The organism is Streptomyces zaomyceticus (assembly GCF_014656215.1).
Classification (GTDB): Bacteria; Actinomycetota; Actinomycetes; order Streptomycetales; family Streptomycetaceae; genus Streptomyces; species Streptomyces zaomyceticus.
Genome location: NZ_BNBZ01000001.1, coordinates 291,637 through 315,251 on the forward strand (window position 1 = coordinate 291,637; position 23,615 = coordinate 315,251).

The following is a 23,615-nucleotide window of genomic DNA, read 5'->3' on the forward strand; positions in this document are numbered from 1 at the left end:
GGTTTCCCCTCGCACCGGGCCGTCGCCGGAGTGTTACCCGAACAGCCCTACTTCACGACCGACAGCGGCAGCAGCTTCTTGCCGGTGGGGCCGATCTGGATCTGGGTGTCCATCTGCGGGCAGACACCGCAGTCGAAGCACGGCGTCCAGCGGCAGTCCTCGACCTCGGTCTCGTCGAGCGAGTCCTGCCAGTCCTCCCACAGCCAGTCCTTGTCGAGACCGGAGTCCAGGTGGTCCCAGGGCAGGACCTCCTCGTAGGTGCGCTCGCGGGTCGTGTACCAGGCGACGTCGACGCCCATGTCCGGCAGCGTCTTCTCCGCGCAGGCCATCCAGCGGTCGTACGAGAAGTACTCGCGCCAGCCGTCGAAGCGGCCGCCGTCCTCGTACACCGCGCGGATGACCGCGCCGATGCGGCGGTCACCGCGGGAGAGCAGGCCCTCGACGATGCCGGGCTTGCCGTCGTGGTACCGGAAACCGATCGAGCGGCCGTACTTCTTGTCGCCGCGGATCTTGTCGCGGAGCTTGCGCAGCCGCTCGTCCGTCTCCTCGGCCGACAGCTGCGGAGCCCACTGGAAGGGGGTGTGCGGCTTGGGGACGAAACCGCCGATGGAGACGGTGCAGCGGATGTCGTTCTGGCCGGAGACCTTGCGGCCCTCGGCGATCACGTTCATCGCCATGTCGGCGATCTGGAGGACGTCCTCGTCGGTCTCCGTCGGCAGGCCGCACATGAAGTACAGCTTCACCTGGCGCCAGCCGTTGCCGTACGCGGTGGAGACGGTCCGGATGAGGTCCTCCTCCGAGACCATCTTGTTGATGACCTTGCGCATGCGCTCGGACCCGCCCTCGGGGGCGAAGGTGAGGCCGGAGCGGCGCCCGTTCCTGGTCAGCTCGTTGGCCAGGTCCACGTTGAACGCGTCGACACGGGTGGACGGCAGGGAGAGACCCACCTTGTCCTCCGTGTAGCGGTCCGCCAGGCCCTTGGCGATGTCACCGATCTCGGTGTGGTCCGCGGAGGAGAGCGAGAGGAGGCCGACCTCCTCGAAGCCCGTCGCCTTGAGACCCTTCTCGACCATCTCGCCGATGCCGGTGATGCTTCGCTCCCGCACGGGGCGCGTGATCATGCCGGCCTGGCAGAAGCGGCAGCCGCGGGTGCAGCCGCGGAAGATCTCGACGGACATGCGCTCGTGGACGGTCTCCGCGAGCGGCACGAGGGGCTGCTTGGGGTAGGGCCACTCGTCGAGGTCCATGACGGTGTGCTTGGAGACGCGCCACGGCACACCGGACTTGTTGGGCACGACACGGCCGATGCGGCCGTCCGGCAGGTACTCGACGTCGTAGAACGCCGGGATGTACACCGAGCCGGTCTTCGCGAGGCGGAAGAGGACCTCCTCGCGGCCGCCCGGCCGGCCCTCGGCCTTCCAGGCGCGGATGATCTCGGTCATGTCGAGGACGGCCTGCTCGCCGTCGCCGATGATCGCCGCGTCGATGAAGTCCGCGATCGGCTCGGGGTTGAAGGCCGCGTGGCCGCCCGCGAGGACGATCGGGTGGTCGACGGTCCGGTCCTTCGACTCCAGCGGGATGCCGGCCAGGTCGAGGGCGGTGAGCATGTTCGTGTAGCCGAGCTCCGTGGAGAAGCTCAGGCCGAAGACGTCGAACGCGCCGACGGGCCGGTGACTGTCGACCGTGAACTGCGGGACCTTGTGCTCCCGCATCAGCTCTTCGAGGTCCGGCCAGACGCTGTAGGTGCGCTCGGCGAGGACGCCCTCGCGCTCGTTGAGCACCTCGTACAGGATCATGACGCCCTGGTTGGGCAGACCGACCTCGTACGCGTCCGGGTACATCAGCGCCCAGCGGACGTCGGCGGACTCCCACGGCTTGACCGTGGAGTTCAGCTCTCCACCGACGTACTGAATCGGCTTCTGCACGTGCGGGAGCAGAGCTTCGAGCTGCGGGAAGACAGACTCGGCAGCAGACATCTCGAACCTTCGTGAGCTGGCAGGGGGGCGACTCTCAAGCGTACCCCGGTGCTCGGCGGGTCAGAGCCGCCGTGAGTTCCGGGGCCGCGGCGCGGGCCCAGACCCCGGGGAGTTCGCGCTCCGTCGCCTCGGCGGCGGACTCCTCGCGTCCGAAGAGAAGTCCCCAGGTGAAGGCCGATTCGCCGGCTCCGTGGGCCTCGACGGCGAGCTCCCGCAGGGCCCCGCGGGCGACGACGGCGTCCTGGTGTTCGCCGAGCAGGGACTGGACGGCCTTCACCCGTTTCGCGAGCCTCTCGGCGGGCTTTCCGAGGGTGGGGCGGGCGGCCTCGGCCGCGTAGCGGGCGCGCTTGGCGGCCTTGCGGGCCTCGTGGAGGGCGAGGTCGCGCCGATGGCCGGGGTCGAGGGAGAGGGCGTGCTCGACCCGGACGGCGAGGCGGTCGTGGTCCGCGCGGACGGCGCGGGCGAGGACCTTGTGGGCCTTGCGCCCGGCGTCCTCGTGGAGGGGCGGGTGGGCGAGGAGCGCGTCGAGCCTTCCGAGGAGGGCGAGGTGGCGGTCGGAGTCGAGGGCTGCGAGCACCCGGCGCCGGGCGCTCCTGGCGAGCGCGGCGTCCCGTCGGCGCAGCCTGGCCCCGACCGGGCCGAGGACGAGGGTGCGGGGCAGGCCGTCGACGCGGGCGCGCAGCCGTGCGTCGAGGACTTCCTGGTCGCGGGCGACGCCGAGTTCTCCGGCGAGCCACTTCAGTTCCTCCCCCAGGGGGTCGGTGATCTCCCGGTCGAGGACGTGTCCGTAGGTCTTGAAGGCGCTGCGCAGTCGGCGGCAGGCGACGCGCAGCTGGTGCACGGCGTCGGGCAGGTCGCGGCGTACGGCGGGGTCGTAGATGACGACGGCGTCGATCTGTTCGCGTACGTAGGCCAGGACGGCGGCTCCGGCGGTGCCGGGTCTCCCGGGGGCGGCCGGGGGCCGTTCGGGCTCGGCGCCGGTCTCGGCGAGGGCCCTGGCCAGTTTGGACGCGGACGCGGAGGGTGTGATGCCGGCTTTCCCGAGGCGCTTCTCGACGGCGTCGAGGATCGCCGGGTCGGCGTCGTCGGCGAGTTCGACCTCGATCTCGGTCCAGGCCGTCGTCCCCTCTCCCGTGAGGCGTTCGGCGCGGACGGTGTCCACGGAGAGTTCGGCGAGGAGGGTGCCGTCGTCGGCCCGGAGGTGGCGGACGTCCCGCGCCGAGCGGAGGCGGACGACGGGGACGACCTCGCCGTCCCGGACCCGGGAACGCAGGAGCCCCGCCAGGGAACGCGGGAGCGTGTCCGAGAGCGGGGCTCTGATCTCGTCGCGGACGCCGGGGGCGACGGGGAACTTCAGGTGCCAGCCGGCGTCTGCGCCGCCGGTGCGGCGGCGCAGGGTGAGCGAGTGGGCGGCGAGCCGGAGGTCCGGCGTGTCGTAGTAGACGGCGTCGAGTTCGGTGACGCCCTCGTCGGTGACCGAGGCCACCCCGGCCGCCCGGGTGAGGTCCGGGAGGCCGGTCCGGGAGGTGGCTTCGTACTTCCGCTCGATCTCTCGCTTCGTCTCCGCCATGAATCGAATCTAGACGGGAAGCGGGCGGGGTGGCAGGGGGCGCGAGGGGCTCAGGCCGTCATCGGTCGCTGCACCCTGATCGACTGGAGCAGTCCGATCGCCACCCACACCGCGAACATCGACGAGCCGCCGTACGACACGAACGGCAGGGGCAGGCCCGCGACCGGCATGATGCCGAGGGTCATGCCGATGTTCTCGAAGGACTGGAAGGCGAACCAGGCGATGATCCCGGCCGCGACGACCGTGCCGTAGAGCTCGGTGGTCTCGCGGGCGATCCGGCAGGCGCGCCAGAGGACGACGCCGAGGAGCACCAGGATGAGGCCGGCGCCGACGAAGCCCAGTTCCTCCCCCGCCACCGTGAAGACGAAGTCCGTCTGCTGTTCGGGCACGAACTGGCCGGTGGTCTGGGAGCCCTTGAAGAGTCCCGCGCCGAGGAGGCCGCCGGAGCCGATCGCGATGCGGGCCTGGTTGGTGTTGTAGCCGACGCCGGCCGGGTCGAGGTCGGGGTTGGCGAAGGCCGCGAAGCGGTTGATCTGGTACTCGTCGAGCATGCCGAGCGCGGTGACGAGGACCGCGCCGCCGATGCCGGCGCCGATCAGTCCGAGGACCCAGCGGTTGGAGGCGCCGGAGGCGAGCAGCACGCCCAGCACGATGACGGCCATGACCATGACCGAGCCGAGGTCGGGCATCAGCATGACGATGCCCATGGGGAGCGCGGCCAGGGTGAGGGCCTTGGCGACGGTGCGGTGGTCGGGGTGGATCTGGTCTCCGGCGTCGACCTTGGCGGCGAGCAGCATCGCCATGACCAGGATGATCGTGATCTTCACGAACTCGCTGGGCTGGAGGGAGAAGCCGCCGCCGACGACGATCCACGCGTGGGCGCCGTTGATGGTGGCGCCGAGCGGGGTGAGGACGGCGAGGATCAGCACGATCGAGAGGCCGTAGAGGACCGGGACCGCGCCGCGCAGGGTGCGGTGGCCGAGCCAGATCGTGCCGATCATCAGGGCGACGCCGATGCCGGTGTTGAGCACGTGCCGGAAGAGGAAGTAGTACGGGTCGCCGTTGTTGAGCTCGGTGCGGCCGCGGGTGGCGGACCAGACGAGCAGTGCCCCGATGAAGGAGAGCGCGAGCGCGGAGAGCAGTATCGGCCAGTCGAGCCGGCGCACCACCGAGTCGCGGGCGGCCAGTTTGGCGAGCGTGCCGCGCTCGGGGGCGTACCGGGAGACGGAGAAGCCGTGGGGTGCGGTCATCGGTTCAGTCCCTCCGCCATGCGGCCGGCGGACCCGCGAGTTCCTGCTGGTCCGGCTTGTCGGGGTCGGCCTGGGGGGTGTCGTCCGGGGCCTTCGGGGGCGCGTTCGGGTCGATCTTCCCGATCTCGGGGTCGTACGGCTTGATCTTCGGGGCGTCGATGGAGCCGTCGGTCTCGATCTTCGGGAGGCTCTTCTGCGGCTGCGGCAGCAGGGCCCGCTTGAGGTCCTGGTTGCCGGCGTCGTCGAGTCCGTAGAGCGCGTCGTAGATGTTGCGCACGGCGGGGCCGGAGGCGCCGGAGCCCGTACCACCCTGGGCGATCGTCATGACGATCGCGTAGTCCTTGGTGTACGTGGCGAACCAGGACGTCGTCTGCTTGCCGTAGACCTCGGCGGTACCCGTCTTGGCGTGCATCGGGATCTTGTCCTGCGGCCAGCCGCCGAATCGCCAGGCGGCGGTACCGCGGGTGGCGACTCCCGCGAGGGCTTCCTCTATCAAGGCCTGCGTCTTGGTGTCCATCGGGAGCTTGCCGTGCGACGTGGGCTTGATCTCGGTGACCTTCTTGCCGTCGGGACTGACGATCGCCTTGCCGACGGTGGGGTTCCAGAGGGTGCCGCCGTTGGCGATGGCGGCGTAGATGGTGGCCATCTGGATGGGGGTGACGAGGGTGTCGCCCTGCCCGATGGAGTAGTTGACCGAGTCACCGGCGCGCATCAGGTTGCCTTCGAGGCAGTTCTCGTAGGAGAGCTGCTGGACGTACGTGCCGCCCTTCTTGCCGATGCGGCACCAGTAGTCCTTGTTGTCCGCCCAGAAGTCCTGCTTCCACTTCCGGTCGGGGACGCGGCCGGTGACCTCGTTGGGAAGGTCGATGCCGGTCTCGGCGCCGAGGCCGAACTGGTGGGCCGTCTTGTAGAACCAGTCGTTGGCGTTCTTCTTCGGCTTCATCCCGCCGTCCTTCTGCCACTGCTGGTGGGAGAGGGCGTAGTAGACGGTGTCGCAGGAGACCTCGAGGGCCTGGCCGAGGGTGATGGAGCCGTGGCCCTGGGACTCGAAGTTCTTGAAGACCTGGTTGCCGATGGAGTACGAGGAGGGGCAGGGGTAGCGCCCGTTGAAGTCGTATCCGGCGTTGACGGCGGCGGTGGTCGGGATGACCTTGAAGATCGAGCCGGGGGCGGCCTGGCCCTGGATGGCCCGGTTGAGGAGCGGGAAGTTGGAGTCCTTGCCGGTGAGGGCCGCGTAGTCCTTGGCGGAGATGCCGCCGACCCAGGCGTTGGGGTCGTAGTCGGGCTGGGAGGCCATGGCGACGATCCGGCCGGTCTTGTTCTCCATGACGACGACGGCGCCGGAGTCGGCCTTGTAGTTCTCGCTGGTGTTCTTGTCGTGCACCTTGCGGGCCTCGACCATCGCGTTGTGCAGCTCCCACTCGGCGACCGCCTGCACGCGGGCGTCGATGGAGGTGACGACGTTGGAGCCGGGGATCGCGGGGTCGTTCTTGGCCTGGCCGATGACGCGGCCGAGGTTGTCGACCTCGTAGCGGGTGACGCCGGCCTTGCCGCGCAGTTCCTTGTCGTACGTGCGCTCCAGGCCGGAGCGGCCGATCTGGTCGGAGCGGAGGAACGGCGAGTCGGTGTCCTTGGCCTTCTCGATCTCCGCGTCGGTGACGGGCGAGAGGTAGCCGAGGACCTGCGAGGTGCGGGACTTGCCGGGGGCCGGGTAGCGGCGTACGGCGGTGGGTTCGGCGGTGATGCCGGGGAAGTCCTCGGCGCGCTCGCGGATCTGGAGGGCCTGCTGGGTGGTGGCCTCGTCGGTGACCGGGATCGGCTGGTAGGGCGAACCGTTCCAGCAGGGCTTCGGCGTCTTGGAGTCGCAGAGCCTGATCTTGTTGATGACCTCGTCGGGCTTCATGTCGAGGACGCCGGCCAGCCGGGTCAGGACGGTCTTGCCGCGGTCCTTCATCTTCATCAGATCGGTGCGGGACGCGGAGACGACGAGACGGGTCTCGTTGTCGGCGAGCGGGACGCCGCGGGCGTCGAGCAGGGAGCCGCGCACGGCGGGCTGCACGACCTGCTGGACGTGGTTGTTCTTCGCCTCGTCCGTGTACTCCTTGCCGTTGCGGATCTGGAGGTACCAGAGCCGGCCCCCCAGGGTCAGCAGCAGCGAGAAGACGAGGATCTGGATGACGACGAGCCGGATCTGGACCCGGGGGGTCCGCCCTGTCTCGGGGATGTTGCTCATACTGCCGGTGCCCCCTCGGTCACAGTCGCTTGACTCCCTTGATGCGTCCGGCCCGTGAGGCGCGGCTCCGGGCGGTCTTGACCCGCAGGCCGCCGCGCTGGTTCCCGATCCTCAGGCCGGTGCCGGAGGAGAGCCAGCCGGAGGCGACGTCGGCGCCGTTGCCCCCGCCGGCGTCGGCGAGCGGATCGTTCTCCGCGCGTCTGGCCAGGGCCATGATGAGCGGCACCGTGAAGGGTGCGAGGAGCAGGTCGTACACGGCCGCGGTGAACAGCAGGGACCCCAGGCCGACATGGCGGGCGGCGGTGTCGCCGACGAGGGCGCCCACCCCCGCGTACAGCAGGGTGGAGCCGACGGCGGCCGCGACGACGACGGCCATGGGGCCGGTCGCGGAGGTCAGCCGGCCGTTCTCCGGGCGGGCCAGGCCGACCAGGTAGCCGATGACGCAGAGCACCAGGGCGTAGCGGCCGGCCGCGTGGTCGGCGGGCGGCGCCAGGTCGGCGAGGAGCCCGGCGGTGAAGCCGATGAGGGAGCCGCTGACGGGTCCGTAGACGAGGGCGAGGCCGACGACGGTGAGGAGGACCAGGTCGGGGACGGCGCCGGGGAGCTGGAGCCGGGCGAGGACGGAGACCTGGACGACCAGGGCCACCACGATCAGGGTGGCGGAGAGGAGGATGCGGTTGAACTTCACGGTGTCGCGTCCCCCTGGTCCCGGCCCTGCTGGTTCTGCTGGTTCTGGCCCTGCTGTGCCGTGTTCGGCTGCTGTCCGTCGGCGGCCCGCTGTCCGTCCGGTGGCGGCGGTGTCACCGTGACGGTGACGGTCGGCGCGGGCTTGGGCTTCTGCGGCAGGACCGCGTCGCGCGGGTCGGAGCGGGGGGCCTGGACGACGACGCCGACGATGTCCAGCTTGGTGAAGCCGACGTACGGGCGGACGTAGATGTTGCGGGTCAGGCCGCCGCCCGCGGGGTCGACGCGGACGACCTCGCCGACCGGGACGCCGGGCACGAAGGGCTTGTCGGCGCTCGACCCGAAGGTGACGAGCCGGTCGCCGGGCTTCACCTTGGCCTTGCCGTTGAGGAGCTGGACGAGCAGCGGCCGGTCGCCCTGGCCGGTGGCGAAGCCGAGTTCGTCGGACTTCTCCATGCGCGTGCCGACGGTGAAGTCGGGGTCGTTGGCGAGGAGGACCGTGGCGGTCGACGGGCCGACGGTGGTGACCCGGCCGACGAGCCCGGAGCCGTTGAGGACGGTCATGTCCCGGGTGATGCCGTCGCGGGCGCCCACGTCGATGGTGACGGTCCAGGAGAAGCCCTGGGCCGCTCCTATGGCGATGACCTGGGCGCCCTTGATGCCGTACTGACCGGCTCCGGCGGTCTTCAGCATGGAGTCGAGTTCCCGCAGCCGGTTGCGGTTGCGGTCGTCGCTGCCGAGCTCGGCCTTGAGCTGGGCGTTCTCCTGCTCCAGAGCGGCGATCCGGGTGTGCCGCTCGCCGGAGTCCCGGACCGCGCCTATGGCGTTGCCGATGGGATCGACTGCGGCCGCCACACCGTTCTCGACCGGCCCGAAGACCGCCGACGCGGCCTGTCGGGCACCGTCGACGGGTGACTCCTGGCCGCCTCGGATGTCCACCGTGATCAGTGCGAACGCGATGGCGATCAGCAGCACCAGGAGCAGCCGGCTCTCTCGTGTGTCCCTCACGTGCGGCGGCCGTGCCTTTCCTCGGGGTTCGGTTGTTCGGCTGTGCGGGTGAAACGGTGTCCGGTCGTCCCCTCGTGGGGCCGTACGGGTGGTGCTAGCGGCGCGGCTGGGCGTCCAGGACCTGCTGCAGGGCCTCGAATTCCTCGACGCACTTGCCGGAGCCGAGCGCCACCGAGTCCAGCGGGTCCTCGGCGATGTGGATCGGCATCCCGGTCTCGCGGCGGAGCCGCTCGTCGAGGCCGCGCAGCAGGGCACCGCCACCCGTGAGAACGATGCCGCGGTCCATGACGTCACCGGAGAGCTCCGGCGGGCACTTGTCGAGGGTCGTCTTCACGGCGTCGACGATCGCGTTGACCGGCTCCTCGATGGCCTTGCGGACCTCGGCGGCCGAGATGACCACGGTCTTCGGGAGGCCGGAGACGAGGTCACGGCCGCGGATCTCGGTGTGCTCGTCCTTGTCGAGGTCGTACGCGGAGCCGATGGTGATCTTGATCTGCTCGGCGGTGCGCTCACCGAGGAGGAGCGAGTACTCCTTCTTGATGTGCTGGATGATCGCGTTGTCCAGCTCGTCGCCGGCGACCCTGATGGACTGTGCCGTGACGATTCCGCCGAGGGAGATGACGGCGACCTCGGTGGTGCCGCCGCCGATGTCCACGACCATGTTGCCGGTGGCCTCGTGGACGGGGAGGCCCGAGCCGATGGCCGCCGCCATGGGCTCCTCGATGATGTGCACCTGGCGGGCGCCGGCCTGCGTCGAGGCCTCGATCACGGCACGGCGCTCCACCCCGGTGATGCCGGAGGGCACGCAGACGACGACCCGGGGGCGGGCCAGGTAGCGGCGCTTGTGGATCTTGAGGATGAAGTAGCGGAGCATCCGCTCCGTGATCTCGAAGTCGGCGATCACGCCGTCCTTCAGGGGCCGGACGGCGACGATGTTGCCGGGGGTCCGGCCGATCATCTTCTTCGCCTCGGCGCCGACCGCGAGGATGCCGCCGGTGTTGGTGTTGATCGCGACGACGGACGGCTCGTTGAGGACGATGCCACGCCCCCTGACGTACACCAGCGTGTTGGCAGTCCCGAGGTCGATAGCCATGTCACGGCCGATGAACGACATTGAGTTCCCCTTGTTTCCCATGAGGATGCTTCGGGCCTTCCCCAGCGACCGTTGACGGCTTCTCAGGTAGGCGAAACGGTGGCTGAAGTGAGTGGCTGAAGGTGGTGCGGCGTGGAGTTTTCCATCGTAGTGCCGCCCGCCCGGATACCGCGCGGTGGTCCACCTCTGTACAGGTGACGGTAGGACGCGGCGATCCGTTCCCGGGATCGGCGTTCATATGCCTGGGGGCGACCGAATTCCTTCGGTCGCCCCACAGGGTGCTGCGTTCGGCTGACTCGGAGTCAGCAAAGGTCAGGCAAGACCCGGGAAGAAGATCTTCAGCTCGCGGAGGGCGGACTCCTCCGAGTCGGAGGCGTGGATCAGGTTCTCCCGGACGATGGTGCCGAAATCGCCGCGGATCGAGCCCGGCGCGGCGGCGATCGGGTCGGTCGGACCGGCCAGCTGGCGGACGCCCTCGATGACCCGCTCACCCTCGACGACGAGCGCGACGACGGGACCGGAGGACATGAAGCCCATCAGCGGCTCGTAGAAGGGCTTGCCCTTGTGCTCGCCGTAGTGCTGCTCCAGGGTCTCCTGGTCGAGCTCGCGGAGCTCCAGGGCCGCCAGGGTCCAGCCGGCCTTGCGCTCGATACGGCCGATGATCTCGCCGACCAGGCCACGGCGGACGGCGTCGGGCTTGAGCAGGACGAGCGTGCGCTGGCTCACGGGGGAACTCCTTCGGAAAAGCGGTGTGCGGGCCTCCGAGGCTACAGGCCCCGGACGCCCGTCGATTACGCAGCGTCAGGCCCTGCCGAAGCCCCCGCGGTCTGCGCCTCGGCCCACCGTGCCTTGATGTCGTCGATCCGTCGCCCATAGTGAACGGAGGCCCACCACAGACCGGCGAAGACCGCCCCGAGGAAGAACATCGTCGGGACGAAGAAACCGCTGAGGATCAGGACGATCTGCAGGGCCCAGCCGAGCTGCACACCTCCGGGACGGGTGACCATCCCGCAGAGCAGCACCGAGAAGACCATCGCGACACCGCAGACCCACCAGACGGTGGACATCGCGAGGCTGTCGTCCTTCATGGCGACGAGCCCGGCGAAACCGATGACGAAGAACTCGCCGATCAGCGTCGAGGAACAGAGCGTACGCATCTGATTCAGCCCCTCCGGAACAGCAGCCGGGCATCGCCGACCGTGAAGATCGAACCGGTCACCAGGACGCCCGCGCCGCCGTATTCGGCCTCTTCCTCCGCGAGGGTGATGGCCGCCTCGATGGCGTCGGGCAGCCGCGGCTCGACCACGACCCGGTCCTCGCCGAAGACCTCGACCGCGACCGCGGCGAGCGCGTCCACGTCGGTGGCCCGCGGGTTGGAGTTCGCCGTGACCACGACCTCGGCGAAGATCGGCTCGAAGGCCTCCAGGAGGCCCTTGGCGTCCTTGTCGCCGCTCGTGGAGACCACGCCGACCAGCCGGGAGAAGCCGAAGGCCTCGCTGATGCCCTCCGCCGTCGCCCGCGCGCCGTGCGGGTTGTGCGCGGCGTCCAGGATCACCGTCGGGGAGGAGCGGACGATCTCCAGTCGGCCGGGAGAGGCCACCCGGGCGAAGGCCTGCCGGACGGTGTCGACGTCCAGGGTCCGGGCGTGCTCCGCGCCGATCCCGAAGAAGGCCTCGACGGCGGCGAGCGCCACCGCGGCGTTGTGCGCCTGGTAGGGGCCGTGCAGCGGCAGGAAGATGTTGTCGTACTCGCCGCCCAGACCGCGCAGGGTGAGGAGCTGGCCGCCGACCGCGACCTCGCGGGAGACGATGCCGAACTCCATGCCCTCGCGGGCGACGGTGGCGTCCGCCTCGACGGCCTTCTTCAGCAGGACCTGCGCCGCGTCCACCGGCTGCTGGGCCAGGATCACGGTCGCGCCCTGCTTGATGATCCCGGACTTCTCGCCGGCGATCTCGGCGGTCGTCCCGCCGAGCCGGTCGGTGTGGTCCAGGTCGATCGGGGTGACGACGGCGACGGAGCCGTCGATGACGTTCGTCGCGTCCCAGGTGCCGCCCATGCCCACCTCGACGACGGCCACGTCGACCGGGGCGTCGGCGAAGGCCGCGTACGCCATTCCGGTGAGGACCTCGAAGAAGGAGAGCCGGTACTCCTCGCGGGCGTCGACCAGCTCCACGTACGGCTTGATGTCCTGGTACGTCTCGATGAACCGCTCGGCGGAGATCGGGGCGCCGTCCAGGCTGATCCGCTCGGTGATCGACTGCACGTGCGGCGAGGTGTACCGCCCGGTGCGCAGCTCGAAGGCGCCGAGCAGGGCCTCGATCATCCGGGCCGTCGACGTCTTGCCGTTGGTGCCGGTGATGTGGATCGAGGGGTACGCGCGCTGCGGATCGCCCAGGACGTCCATCAGGGCCGCGATCCGGGTGACCGAGGGCTCCAGCTTGGTCTCGCCCCAGCGGGTGGACAGCTCGGTCTCGACCTCGCGGAGCGCCTTGTCGAGCTCCGGGTCCTCCGGGCGGGCGGGCACGGGGTCGCCCTGGGGCGCGGCGCCCTGCGTCCGCAGGGTGCGGCTGCCGGCCTCGATCACCGCCAGGTCGGGGTCACGGTTGGTTTCGGATTCGACGATGCCGTCGAAGTCGTCGGGCGTGTCGGACGGGTCGCGGGGCTCACTCACGGGGTCAGTCTACGGACGGGTGCGGACACGACGACCGACAGGACCATGGACCCGCCCCTTTGGGGACTTTCGGTCCACCGTCCGCGCCGTCGGCCGGGCAAACTTGGCGATCATGGACATAGGGATCGACCTCGGCACGGCCAACACACTCCTCTACGTGCGCGGCCAGGGCATCGTGCTCGACGAACCGTCCGTGGTGGCGGTCCAGGAGGGCTCGCGGCAGGCGCTCGCGGTCGGTACGGAGGCGAAGGAGACCATCGGGCGCACGCCGGGTTCGATCACCGCGATCCGGCCCCTGCGGGACGGGGTGATCAGCGACTACGAGGCGGCCGAGGAGATGATCCGGCACTTCGTGCGCAAGGCCGTGCCGGGCCGCCGCCGGCCCCGCACCCGGATGGTGGTGTGCGTGCCGAGCGGGGTCACCCAGGTCGAACGCCGGGCGATCGTGCACGCCTCGCTCTCCGCGGGCGCGCGGGCGGTCCATCTGATCGAGGAGCCGATGGCGGCGGCGATCGGCGCCGGGCTCCCGGTCTCCGACCCGCGCGGCTCGATGGTCGTCGACATCGGCGGCGGTACGACCGAGGTGGCCGTCATCTCCCTCGGCGGCATCGTCACGGCCCGGTCGCTGCGGGTGGGCGGCGACCGTCTCGACACGGCCGTCACCGAGTACGTCCGCAAGACCCACTCGCTGCTCATCGGCGAGCGGACCGCGGAGGACGTCAAGATCGCCATCGGCACGGCCTGGCCGGTGCCGGGCGAGGAGGAGCGGGAGGGGCGGACCTTCACCGTGCGGGGGCGGGAGAGGGTCGGCGGGCTGCCCCGGACGGTGGAACTGACGGTGCCGGAGATGCGGACGGCGCTCGACGAGCCGGTGGAGGCGATCATCTCGGCGGTCCGGGGAACCCTGGAGGAGTGTCCGCCGGAGCTGTCCGGCGACGTCATGGAGCACGGCATCGTGCTGACCGGCGGCGGGGCGCTGCTGCCGGGCCTCGACCTGCGGATGGCCTCGGCGACCGGTATCCCGGTCTTCGTCGCGGACCGGCCGCTGGACTGTGTGGCGCTCGGGTCGGGGCGCTGCGTGGAGGACTTCGACGCGCTGCAGCGGGTGATGGGGAAGGCGGAGACGGTCCGCTGAACCCGTCGAAGGGGCCGGCTCCTGCGCGTGTCAGCGGGTGGCGAGGCCCGTGGGCAGCAGCGCCGTCACCGCGTAGCCGCCGCCTTCGCGTCGGGCCTTCAGCGTGCCGCCCATGCTGGTGACCCGCTCCTCCATCGAGAACAGGCCGGTCCCGGTCGAGACGGGGGCCGGGTCCGGCGGGGTCTTCGGCAGCGGGTTGCGCACCTCGATCCGCAGATCGGGGCCGTCCACCGTGATCGCGACCGTCGCCGGCAGTCCCGGCGCGTGCTTGGCGGCGTTCGTCAGGCACTCCTGGACGACCCGGTGCACGGCCGCCTGCCGCAGCGGCGAGAGCGCCTTGGCCTCCGCCGCCACCGTCAGTTCCACCGGGCTGCCCATCCGCTCGCTCTCCACGGCGAGCGCGGCGAGCCCCTCCAGGCCGGGGGTGGCCGCCTCCCGGTCGGCGCGGCGGACGATCGTCTCGTTGAGCATGAGGTGGGCGCGCCGGGCGGTGTCCGCCAGTTCCTCGAAGTCCTTCTGGTGGGACTCCCCCCTGGCCCGTACGGCGAGGACCTCGGCCCGCACCGCGAGGACGGTGAGTTCGCGGCCGACCAGGTCGTGGACGTCACGGCCGACGGAGATCCGCTCCTCCTGGACGGCCTGCCGGGCGACGGCCTCGCGCCGCTGGACCTCCAGGGCGCGGACGAGGTCCTGCCGGTACGCGGCGATGCCGACGCCCGCCGCGAGAACGCCGATCGGGACGACGAGACTCAGGAAGTCGCTCAGGGTGTCGCCGTGCCGGGCGGGCCAGCCGGGTGTCTGGAAGAGGGCGTAGGCGACTCCGACGTACAGCAGGGTCGCGGCGACGGCGGCCCGCCGCCCCCGGTACCTGCCGATCGAGTACAGCGCGAACTGGATCATGGTCAGTTCGTGCAGCCAGCCCATCAGGACGAGCGCCACCAGATACGGCACCCAGGGCAGCCGGCGGCGGAGCACGAGCGTGGCGGCCCCGGCCGCGAGGACCAGGGTCGCGGTGAGTCCCGTCAGGGAGTTGTCGGCGCGGGCGAGCCCCGGTACGTCCAGGCACATGAGGCCGAAGGCGCTGAGCGCGGCGACGACGTCGAGGGCGCGGGGCGAGACCGCCCACCGGTCCGCGCAACGGCGCAGCGCGGGGACGGTGGGGAGGCGGAGCATGCCTTCCATCATCCAAGGTCTTTCGTCCCGACGCCGAGGACCTGAAGTCCCGTCTGATGTGAGTTCAGGCACTTCGTCCCGCTTCGCCACCCCGCTGCGGCCGCTCGATGACCGGGAGTACGCGGAGGGGCCCGGAACCGTGTCGCGGTTCCGGGCCCCTCCGTCGTGCCGTACTAGGCCTGCGGCAGGCTCGCCAGCTGGGCCTCGATCCGGGCGATGTCCTCGTCCGCCTTGGCGAGGCGGCCACGGATCTTGTCGACCACGTTGTCCGGGGCCTTGGCCAGGAACGCCTCGTTGCCGAGCTTCCCGTTCGCCTGGGCCTTCTCCTTCTCCGCGGCCGCGAGGTCCTTCGCGAGACGCTTGCGCTCCGCGGCCACGTCGATCGTGCCCGACAGGTCGAGCGCGACCGTGGCGCCGGCGACCGGCAGGGATGCGGTGGCGGCGAAGCCCTCGCCCTCCGGCTGGAGGCGCAGGATCTGGCGGATGGCGGCCTCGTGCGCGACGAGCGGGGTGCCGTCGACGGTGAGGCGGGCCGGCACCTTCTGGGCGTCCTGGAGGCCCTGCTCCTTGCGGAAGCGGCGGACCTCGGTGACGACCCGCTGGACGAGCTCGATCTCCTGCTCGGCGGCCTTGTCGCGGAACCCCGAGTCCTTCGGCCAGTCGGCGATCACCAGGGACTCACCGCCGGTGAGGGTGGTCCACAGGGTGTCCGTGACGAACGGGACGATCGGGTGGAGCAGCCGCAGCATGACGTCCAGGACCTCGCCGAGGACCCGGCCGGAGACCTTGGCGCCCTCGCCGCCCGCGAAGAACGTCGTCTTCGACAGCTCGACGTACCAGGCGAAGACCTCGTCCCACGCGAAGTGGTAGAGCGTGTCGGCGAGCTTCGCGAACTGGAAGTCCTCGTAGTACGCGTCGACCTGCGCGACCGTCTCGTTGAGCCGGGACAGGATCCAGCGGTCGGTCGCCGACATCGCGGAGGCGTCCGGCAGCGGGCCCTCGATCGTGGCGCCGTTCATCATCGCGAAGCGGGTCGCGTTCCAGATCTTGTTGGCGAAGTTCCGGGACGCCTGGACCCAGTCCTCGCCGATCGGGACGTCGACGCCCGGGTTGGCGCCCTTGGCCAGGGTGAAGCGCAGGGCGTCGGAGCCGTACTTGTCCATCCAGTCCAGCGGGTTGACCGTGTTCCCGAACGACTTCGACATCTTCTTGCCGAACTCGTCGCGGACCATCCCGTGGAACGCGATCGTGCGGAACGGCGGCTGACCGTCCATCGCGTACAGACCGAACATCATCATCCGGGCGACCCAGAAGAACATCAGGTCGTAGCCGGTGACCAGGACGGAGTTCGGATAGAACTTCGCCAGGTCCGGGGTCTTCTCGGGCCAGCCGAGCGTGGAGAAAGGCCACAGGCCGGACGAGAACCACGTGTCGAGGACGTCGGTGTCCTGCGTCCAGCCCTCACCCGTGGGCGCCTCGTCGTCGGGGCCGACGCAGACCAGCTCGCCGTCGGGACCGTGCCAGACGGGGATGCGGTGGCCCCACCACAGCTGGCGCGAGATGCACCAGTCGTTGAGGTTGTCGACCCAGTCGAAGTACCGCTGCGACATGTCGGCCGGGTGGATGTCGACCCGCCCGTCGCGGACCGCGTCACCCGCGGCCTTCGCGAGGGTCTCGACCTTGACCCACCACTGCAGGGACAGACGCGGTTCCAGCGTCGTCTTGCAGCGCGAGCAGTGGCCGACGGAGTGGACGTACGGGCGCTTCTCGGCGACGATCCGGCCCTCGGCCCGCAGGGCGGCGACGATCGCGGAACGCGCCTCGAAGCGGTCCAGGCCCTGGAAGGGGCCGTGGACGGTGATCACACCGCGCTCGTCCAGGACCTCGATGGACTCGAGGTCGTGGCGCTGGCCGATCGCGAAGTCGTTCGGGTCGTGCGCCGGGGTCACCTTGACGGCGCCGGTGCCGAACTCCGGGTCGACGTGCGTGTCGGCGACGACCGGGATGGTCCGGTCGGTCAGCGGCAGCTTGATCCGCTTGCCGATCAGGTGGGCGTAGCGCTCGTCGTCGGGGTGGACGGCAACGGCGGTGTCACCGAGCATCGTCTCCGCGCGGGTGGTGGCGACGACGATGGTGTCGTCACCCTCGCCGTACTTCATGGAGACGAGCTCGCCGTCGTCGTCCTGGTAGTCGACCTCGATGTCGGAGATGGCCGTGAGACACCGCGGGCACCAGTTGATGATGCGCTCGGCGCGGTAGATCAGGCCGTCGTCGAACATCTTCTTGAAGACGGTCTGGACGGCACGGGAGAGACCCTCGTCCATGGTGAAGCGGTCCCGGCTCCACGCCAGGCCCTCGCCGAGGCGCCGCATCTGGCCGGCGATCTGACCGCCGGACTCGGCCTTCCACTCCCAGACACGCTCGACGAAGGCCTCGCGGCCCAGGTCGTGGCGGGACTTGCCCTCCTTGGCGAGCTCACGCTCGACGACGTTCTGGGTGGCGATACCCGCGTGGTCCATGCCGGGCTGCCACAACGTCTCGAAGCCCTGCATGCGCTTGCGGCGGGTGAGGGCGTCGATCAGCGTGTGCTCGAAGGCGTGGCCCAGGTGGAGGGAGCCGGTGACGTTCGGCGGCGGGATGACGATGGTGTACGCGGGCTTCTCGCTCTTCGCGTCCGCCTCGAAGTAGCCGCGCTCTACCCAGCGCTCGTACAGCGGCCCCTCTACCTCGGCCGGCGCGTACGTCGTCGGCAGTTCGGTGGTGGGCGCTGTCTGCTGCTGAGTGTTCTCGGTCACGGGGCCAGTTTAGGGGTGTCACGGCGTGGTCCTGAAACGCGATTGTTCGGTAACGGTGTGGCCCCCGCCGCATGGGCGGGCGCGCGGTTCCGCCAGGATGTTCGGTAGGCATAAACATCCTGTGAGGGGAACCTGTCGATGAGCTACAACCAGCCGGGCCCGTACGGCCAGCAGCCGCCCCAGCAGCCCGGCCCGTACGGCCAGCCGGGCCCGTACGGCCAGCAGCCGCAGCAGCCGGGCCCCTACGGCCAGCCGCAGGCCCCCCAGCCTGGTTACGGATACCCCCAGCAGGCCCCGCAGGGCGTTCCGCCGCAGCAGCCGCCGTACGGCTACCCGCAGCAGCCCGGCCCGTACGGCCAGCAGCCCCCGTACGGCGCCCCCCAGGGCCCCGGCGGCTACGTCCCCCACCCCCCGGCCCCGAAGAAGTCGAAGGCGGGCTGGATCATCGGCGCGGTCGCGGTGGTCGCGGCGATCGGCGTGGGCGCGTACTTCGTGATCGGCGGCGGTGGCGGCAACGGTGCCGTGGCCGACGACACGAAGGGGTACAAGATCACCCCGGCGGCTTCCGTGGGCGAGTACAAGAAGGACTCCAAGAGCGGGTCGTCCGACTCCATGGACGAGAAGGACAAGAAGGAAGCCGAGCAGTACCTCGGCATCAAGAACCCGGCGGAGGCGTCCGCCTCGTACAAGAGCAGTGCGAGCACCGAGCCCCTCAAGGGCAAGGTGCTGACCCTGAACGGGCTGTGGGGCGAGGTCTCCGACCCCGAGAAGGCGATCGACGGCTACTTCCTGAAGATGAAGGAAGGCAGCGAAGAGGACAAGGAGATGAAGGCCGAGCTGGTGGGCAGCCCGACCGAGGTGACGCCCGGCGGCTTCGAGGGCGCGCTGATGAAGTGCCAGAACGCCAAGCTCACGCCGAAGGACTCGGGCACCGGCATGCCGGTCAAGTCGTTCGAGATCCCGATCTGCGTCTGGGCCGACTACAGCACGATCGGCGCGGTGAACCTGATCAACATGGAGCAGCTCATGGGCGCGGGCCAGTCCGCGAGCCAGGACGAGGTCGCCACCCTCGCGGCGAAGCTGTACGACACCTCGCGCTCCAAGGTCTGATCCCTCCACGGGCGAACACGTGATGCCCGGCCGGTTCGGCGAACCGGCCGGGCATCGCCGTGAGGAGTCACGAGGCCGCCTCGGCCGAAAACACGAAGGCGCCCGGGTGGTCGGTGAACCACCCGGGCGCCTCTGCGTGTTGGCGTCAGGCCGACTTCTCGTGCCTGCCGTCGTTCTTCACGATCCGCGGGACCAGCGTCGGGTTGACGTTGTTGCGGACGACGTCCGCCGTGATGACGACCCGGGCCACGTCCTTGCGGGACGGGACCTCGTACATCACCGACTGGAGGACCTCCTCCATGATGGCCCGCAGGCCACGCGCGCCGGTGCCGCGGAGGATCGCCTGGTCGGCGATGGCCTCCAGGGCCGGACGGTCGAAGTCCAGCTCCACACCGTCGAGTTCGAAGAGGCGCTGGTACTGCTTCACCAGGGCGTTCCGCGGCTCGACCAGGATCTGGAGGAGTGCCTCCCGGTCCAGGTTGTGCACGGAGGTGAGGACGGGGAGACGGCCGATGAACTCGGGGATCATCCCGAACTTCACCAGGTCCTCCGGCATGACCTCCTGGAACTGGTCGCTCGCCTCGATCTCGCGCTTGGAGCGGATGGTCGCCCCGAAGCCGATGCCCTTGGCGCCCGCCCGCGACTCGATGATCTTCTCGAGGCCGGCGAAGGCGCCGCCCACGATGAAGAGCACGTTCGTCGTGTCGATCTGGATGAACTCCTGGTGCGGGTGCTTCCGTCCGCCCTGCGGCGGTACGGAGGCGGTGGTGCCCTCCAGGATCTTCAGCAGGGCCTGCTGCACGCCCTCGCCGGAGACATCGCGGGTGATCGACGGGTTTTCGCTCTTACGGGCGACCTTGTCGATCTCGTCGATGTAGATGATCCCGGTCTCGGCCTTCTTGACGTCGTAGTCGGCCGCCTGGATCAGCTTGAGCAGGATGTTCTCGACGTCCTCGCCGACATAGCCGGCCTCCGTCAGCGCCGTCGCGTCGGCGATGGCGAACGGGACGTTGAGCATCCGGGCCAGGGTCTGCGCGAGCAGCGTCTTCCCGGAGCCCGTGGGGCCGAGGAGCAGAATGTTGGACTTCGCCAGCTCGATGGCGTCGTCCCGGCCCTGCGCGCCGCCGTTCTCGCCGGCCTGGACGCGCTTGTAATGGTTGTACACCGCGACCGAGAGGGCCTTCTTCGCGGGCTCCTGCCCGACGACGTACCCCTCGAGGAACTCGTAGATCTCGCGGGGCTTGGGGAGTTCCTCCCAGCGCACCTCGCTCGTCTCCGCGAGTTCCTCTTCGATGATCTCGTTGCAGAGGTCGATGCACTCGTCGCAGATGTACACACCGGGTCCCGCGATGAGCTTCTTCACCTGCTTCTGGCTCTTTCCGCAGAACGAGCACTTGAGCAGGTCGCCGCCATCACCGATGCGTGCCACGAGGTGCTTCCCCTTCGCCTGGGAGCGCCTGGTTCAGCGACTCCTGGTGCCTCATATTCGACGGTACCTTGCCGGGCCCCCCGTTCGGGCCCCCCTTGGCACGGTTCGCATGGACGGGAATGCGCCATGATCCCCGGAATGCTCACCGTGCCACGGGAAAGGTCGGGCGTCAGCGCTCGGCGGAGGCCGTGCTCTTACGGGTGGAGACGATCTGGTCGACGAGGCCGTACGCCAGGGCGTCCTCCGCCGTCAGAATCTTGTCACGCTCGATGTCGTCGCGGATCTTCTCGATCGGCGTCGAGGAGTGCTTGGCCAGCATGTCCTCCAGCTGGGTGCGCATCCGCAGGATCTCGCGGGCCGCGATCTCCAGGTCGGAGAGCTGCTCACGGCCGGTGCCACCGGAGGGCTGGTGGATCAGCACGCGGGCGTTCGGCAGGGCCATCCGCTTGCCGGGGGTGCCGGCGGCGAGCAGCACGGCCGCGGCGGAGGCCGCCTGGCCCATGCAGACCGTCTGGATGTCGGGCTTCACGAACTGCATCGTGTCGTAGATGGCCGTGAGGGCGGTGAAGGAGCCGCCCGGGCTGTTGATGTAGATCGAGATGTCGCGGTCCGGGTCCATCGACTCCAGGCACAGCAGCTGCGCCATGACGTCGTTGGCGGAGGCGTCGTCGATCTGCACGCCGAGGAAGATGACGCGCTCTTCGAAGAGCTTCGCGTACGGGTCGTACTCGCGGACGCCCTGCGAGGTGCGCTCGACGAAGCGCGGAACGACGTAGCGGTTGTCCATCGGCGCGCCGGTGTAGAGGCCGCTCGCGGAGAGGTTGTTCTGCATCTGGGGGTTCACCGTCCTGGTGGCGTTCGGTGGGCTGGGGCTCTTGAGCGGAATGCCGGGGCTCAGGCGCCCGTGCCGCCGCCGCCGGGAACACCCGCGGCGTGCGTGATGATGTCGTCGATGAGGCCGTACTCCTTGGCCTCGTCCGCGGTGAACCAGCGGTCGCGGTCGCCGTCACGGATGATCGCCTCGACGGTCTGGCCGGAGTGGTGCGCGGTGATCTCGGCCATGCGCTGCTTCGTGCGGAGCAGGTACTCGGCCTGGATCTTGATGTCGGAGGCCGTGCCGCCGATGCCGGCGGAGCCCTGGTGCATCAGGATGTCGGTGTTCGGCAGCGCGAAGCGCTTGCCGTGGGCACCGCCGGTGAGCAGGAACTGGCCCATCGAGGCCGCCATGCCCATACCGATGGTGACGACGTCGTTCGGGATGTACTGCATGGTGTCGTAGACGGCCATGCCGGCCGTCACGGAGCCACCGGGGCTGTTGATGTAGAGGAAGATGTCCTTCTCCGGGTCGGCGGCCAGGAGGAGCATCTGAGCGGTGATCTTGTTGGCGATCTCGTCGTCGACCTGCTGGCCGAGGAAGATGATGCGCTCACCGAGCAGCCGGTTGTAGACATGGTCGCCGAGGCCGCCACCGATGGACGGCTCACCCGCGGCGTAAGGCTTCAGATTCGTCACGTATCCACCTGCTCGTCTCCGACGGCCAGGGCCGTCTCAGCGTCTCGTTCGGAGGGCACTGCCCTCGTATTCATGGACCCTAACGCGCAGGTAGGACAACGCCATCCCGGTTCCCGAACTGTTCGCTGGGAGCGCAAGGTAGTTGGGGGTGCGTAAAGGGTCCTCGTACGTCCACGGGCCCGTACGCACAGAAGTGCGTACGGGCCCGTGGAACAGGGTCCGCGCGGGGCGCGGGGGCCCCTTACTTGTCCTCGGAGACCTCGGCCTCGCCGGTGACGGCCTCGACGGCCTCGGCGGCGGTCTCGACCTCGTCCTCGTCGTCCGAGAGGTCCACGACCTCGCCGTTGCTGTCGACGACCTTGGCGGCCTCGACGACGACCGCGAGGGCCTTGCCGCGGGCGACCTCGCCGACGAGCATCGGGACCTGGCCCTGCTGCGCGACGGCCTGGGCGAACTGGTCCGGGCTCATGCCGGAGGAGGCGGCACGGCGGAACAGGTGCTCGGTGAGCTCCTCGCGGGAGACGTCGAGCTTCTCCTTGTTGACGAGCTCATCGAGGATGAACTGCGTCTTGATGCCCTTCTCGGCCTGCTCCTTGGTCTCGGCCAGGAACTCTTCCTCGGTCTTGCCCTGGATCTCCAGGTACTTCACGAGGTCGAGGCCCATCTGGCCGAGCTGGTGGTGCTCCAGGTTGTGCTTGCGGGTGTTGATCTCGTCCTCGAGAAGCTTCTCGGGCATCGGGACCTCGACCAGCTTGAGGAGCTCGTCGAGGACGCGCTCCTGGGCCTGGGTGGCCTGGTCGAACTGCTTCATGTTCTCGAGGCGCTTGCGGCTGTCGGCCTTGAGCTCGTCGAGGGTGTCGAACTCCGAGGCCATCTGCGCGAACTCGTCGTTCAGCTCGGGGAGCTCACGGGCGGCGACGGTGGTGACCTTGACGGTGACCTCCGCGTCCTTGCCCTCGGCGGAGCCGCCCTTCAGCTGCGAGGTGAAGGTGGCCTCGCCACCGGCCTCCAGGCCCTTGACGGCCTCGTCGATGCCGTCGAGCAGCTCGCCGGAACCGATGGTGTACGAGACACCGTCGGCGACACCGTCGGGGAGGATCTCGCCGTCGACCTTGGCCTCGAGGTCGATGGTGACGACGTCACCCTCCTCGGCGGCGCGCTCGACGGTGGAGGTCGAGGCGAAGCGCTCGCGGAGCTGCTCCACGGACTTCTCGACGTCCTCGTCGGTGACCTCGACCGCGTCGACGGTGACCTCGATGCCGGAGTAGTCCGGGATCTCGAGCGTCGGGCGGATGTCGACCTCGGCGGTGAAGGCCAGCAGCTCGCCGTCCTTCAGCTCGGTGATGTCGACCTCGGGCTGGCCGAGCGGGTTGACCTCGGCCTCGTTCACGGCCTCGGTGTAGAACTTCGGGAGCGCGTCGTTGACGGCCTCTTCCAGCACGGCGCCGCGGCCGAACCGCTGGTCGATCACGCGAGCAGGGATCTTGCCCTTACGGAAGCCCTTGACCGTGACCTGCTGGTTGATCTTCTTGTACGCCGCGTCGAGGCTGTCCTTGAGCTCCTCGAAGGGCACCTCGACAGTGAGCCGAACCCGAGTCGGGTTCAGGGTCTCCACGGCGCTCTTCACGGTTCGGTCTCCTTGTGGCTGATTCCTGGAATCCACCGGCGCCGCGTGTGGCGGTTCCGGCGGGTCGGCCCGGTCAGAAAGACACACGGGCACGCAGCTTGCATAGTAACCGCAAGCGGGATGACGCCCACAACGTGATCAAGAGCGCGCAAGGTGGGCGCGTGATCGTCATGGTCGGGGTGGCGGGATTTGAACCCACGGCCTTCCGCTCCCAAAGCGGACGCGCTACCAAGCTGCGCCACACCCCGTCGGTGCGACACGTAGGGTACATGGACGGGGACTGTACGGCGCCCCCACTTTTCCGGGTGTGCACGAACGGCCCCGGAACCGCTACCATGCTCTTCGTGCC

Annotated in this window: 18 protein-coding genes and 1 tRNA gene; 2 read left to right on the forward strand and 17 right to left on the reverse strand. The window is 69.6% G+C overall.

From position 1 onward, the window contains the following. Nucleotides 1–47 precede the first annotated feature (47 nt). The 10 genes from IE311_RS01295 to folC all read right to left on the reverse strand — a co-directional run bounded on the left by IE311_RS01295 (nt 48) and on the right by folC (nt 12,485). Complete coding sequence (locus tag IE311_RS01295; RefSeq protein ID WP_189829611.1) at nt 48–1,976, reverse strand: TIGR03960 family B12-binding radical SAM protein; 1,929 nt, start codon at nt 1,974–1,976, stop codon at nt 48–50. A 34-nt stretch (nt 1,977–2,010) separates the two neighbouring features. Beyond that, nucleotides 2,011–3,546 carry a CYTH and CHAD domain-containing protein gene (locus IE311_RS01300; protein WP_189829612.1) on the reverse strand — a complete coding sequence of 512 codons (1,536 nt, stop codon included), beginning with the start codon at nt 3,544–3,546 and terminating at the stop codon, nt 2,011–2,013. Nucleotides 3,547–3,596: 50 nt separating this feature from the next. Beyond that, nucleotides 3,597–4,796 (reverse strand): rod shape-determining protein RodA, encoded by a 1,200-nt coding sequence (gene rodA, locus IE311_RS01305; protein ID WP_189829613.1) that lies wholly within the window; start codon nt 4,794–4,796, stop codon nt 3,597–3,599. Nucleotides 4,797–4,800: 4 nt separating this feature from the next. Then, on the reverse strand, nt 4,801–7,029 hold the full coding sequence (mrdA, locus tag IE311_RS01310; RefSeq protein WP_189829614.1) for a penicillin-binding protein 2: 2,229 nt from the start codon (nt 7,027–7,029) through the stop codon (nt 4,801–4,803). Nucleotides 7,030–7,048: 19 nt separating this feature from the next. Continuing rightward, nucleotides 7,049–7,717, reverse strand: coding sequence for a rod shape-determining protein MreD (gene mreD, locus IE311_RS01315; RefSeq protein WP_189829615.1), 669 nt, complete (start codon nt 7,715–7,717; stop codon nt 7,049–7,051). Beyond that, on the reverse strand, nt 7,714–8,721 hold the full coding sequence (gene mreC, locus IE311_RS01320) for a rod shape-determining protein MreC (protein WP_189829616.1): 1,008 nt from the start codon (nt 8,719–8,721) through the stop codon (nt 7,714–7,716). Before mreC ends, mreD begins: the two co-directional genes overlap by 4 nt. 94 nt (nt 8,722–8,815) lie before the next feature. Further along, nucleotides 8,816–9,835, reverse strand: a complete 1,020-nt coding sequence (locus tag IE311_RS01325) for a rod shape-determining protein (protein WP_030317599.1) — start codon at nt 9,833–9,835, stop codon at nt 8,816–8,818. 291 nt (nt 9,836–10,126) lie between these two features. Further along, nucleotides 10,127–10,540 (reverse strand): nucleoside-diphosphate kinase, encoded by a 414-nt coding sequence (gene ndk, locus IE311_RS01330; RefSeq protein ID WP_109185942.1) that lies wholly within the window; start codon nt 10,538–10,540, stop codon nt 10,127–10,129. A gap of 65 nt (nt 10,541–10,605) precedes the next feature. Beyond that, a complete protein-coding gene (locus tag IE311_RS01335; RefSeq protein ID WP_189829617.1) occupies nt 10,606–10,971 on the reverse strand; it encodes a DUF4233 domain-containing protein in 366 nt (121 codons plus the stop codon). A gap of 5 nt (nt 10,972–10,976) precedes the next feature. Then, nucleotides 10,977–12,485, reverse strand: coding sequence for a bifunctional tetrahydrofolate synthase/dihydrofolate synthase (gene folC, locus IE311_RS01340; protein ID WP_189829618.1), 1,509 nt, complete (start codon nt 12,483–12,485; stop codon nt 10,977–10,979). Between the two features lie 112 nt (nt 12,486–12,597). Here folC and IE311_RS01345 point away from each other — a divergent pair, with 112 nt between their 5' ends. Further along, a complete protein-coding gene (locus tag IE311_RS01345; RefSeq protein ID WP_189829619.1) occupies nt 12,598–13,620 on the forward strand; it encodes a rod shape-determining protein in 1,023 nt (340 codons plus the stop codon). 30 nt (nt 13,621–13,650) lie between these two features. On the opposite strand, the gene IE311_RS01350 is transcribed toward IE311_RS01345, so the two are convergent. Both IE311_RS01350 and IE311_RS01355 read right to left on the reverse strand, forming a co-directional pair. After that, on the reverse strand, nt 13,651–14,793 hold the full coding sequence (locus IE311_RS01350; protein ID WP_229901658.1) for a sensor histidine kinase: 1,143 nt from the start codon (nt 14,791–14,793) through the stop codon (nt 13,651–13,653). A 173-nt stretch (nt 14,794–14,966) separates the two neighbouring features. After that, the gene (locus IE311_RS01355; protein ID WP_189829621.1) at nt 14,967–17,588 is read right to left on the reverse strand and encodes a valine--tRNA ligase; all 2,622 of its coding nucleotides are present in this window, start codon (nt 17,586–17,588) and stop codon (nt 14,967–14,969) included. 138 nt (nt 17,589–17,726) lie between these two features. Here IE311_RS01355 and IE311_RS01360 point away from each other — a divergent pair, with 138 nt between their 5' ends. Further along, nucleotides 17,727–18,698, forward strand: a complete 972-nt coding sequence (locus tag IE311_RS01360; protein WP_189829622.1) for a hypothetical protein — start codon at nt 17,727–17,729, stop codon at nt 18,696–18,698. 145 nt (nt 18,699–18,843) lie between these two features. Here the strand turns inward: IE311_RS01360 and clpX are convergent, their stop codons facing one another. From clpX to IE311_RS01385, 5 genes are all read right to left on the reverse strand, one after another. Beyond that, the gene (gene clpX / locus IE311_RS01365; RefSeq protein WP_015033605.1) at nt 18,844–20,127 is read right to left on the reverse strand and encodes an ATP-dependent Clp protease ATP-binding subunit ClpX; all 1,284 of its coding nucleotides are present in this window, start codon (nt 20,125–20,127) and stop codon (nt 18,844–18,846) included. A gap of 169 nt (nt 20,128–20,296) precedes the next feature. After that, on the reverse strand, nt 20,297–20,959 hold the full coding sequence (locus IE311_RS01370) for an ATP-dependent Clp protease proteolytic subunit (RefSeq protein WP_189829623.1): 663 nt from the start codon (nt 20,957–20,959) through the stop codon (nt 20,297–20,299). 62 nt (nt 20,960–21,021) lie between these two features. After that, nucleotides 21,022–21,639 (reverse strand): ATP-dependent Clp protease proteolytic subunit, encoded by a 618-nt coding sequence (locus IE311_RS01375; RefSeq protein ID WP_189829624.1) that lies wholly within the window; start codon nt 21,637–21,639, stop codon nt 21,022–21,024. Between the two features lie 241 nt (nt 21,640–21,880). After that, the gene (gene tig / locus IE311_RS01380; protein ID WP_189829625.1) at nt 21,881–23,266 is read right to left on the reverse strand and encodes a trigger factor; all 1,386 of its coding nucleotides are present in this window, start codon (nt 23,264–23,266) and stop codon (nt 21,881–21,883) included. Between the two features lie 171 nt (nt 23,267–23,437). Then, nucleotides 23,438–23,514: transfer RNA gene (locus IE311_RS01385), tRNA-Pro, on the reverse strand. Between the last annotated feature and the right edge of the window lie 101 nt (nt 23,515–23,615).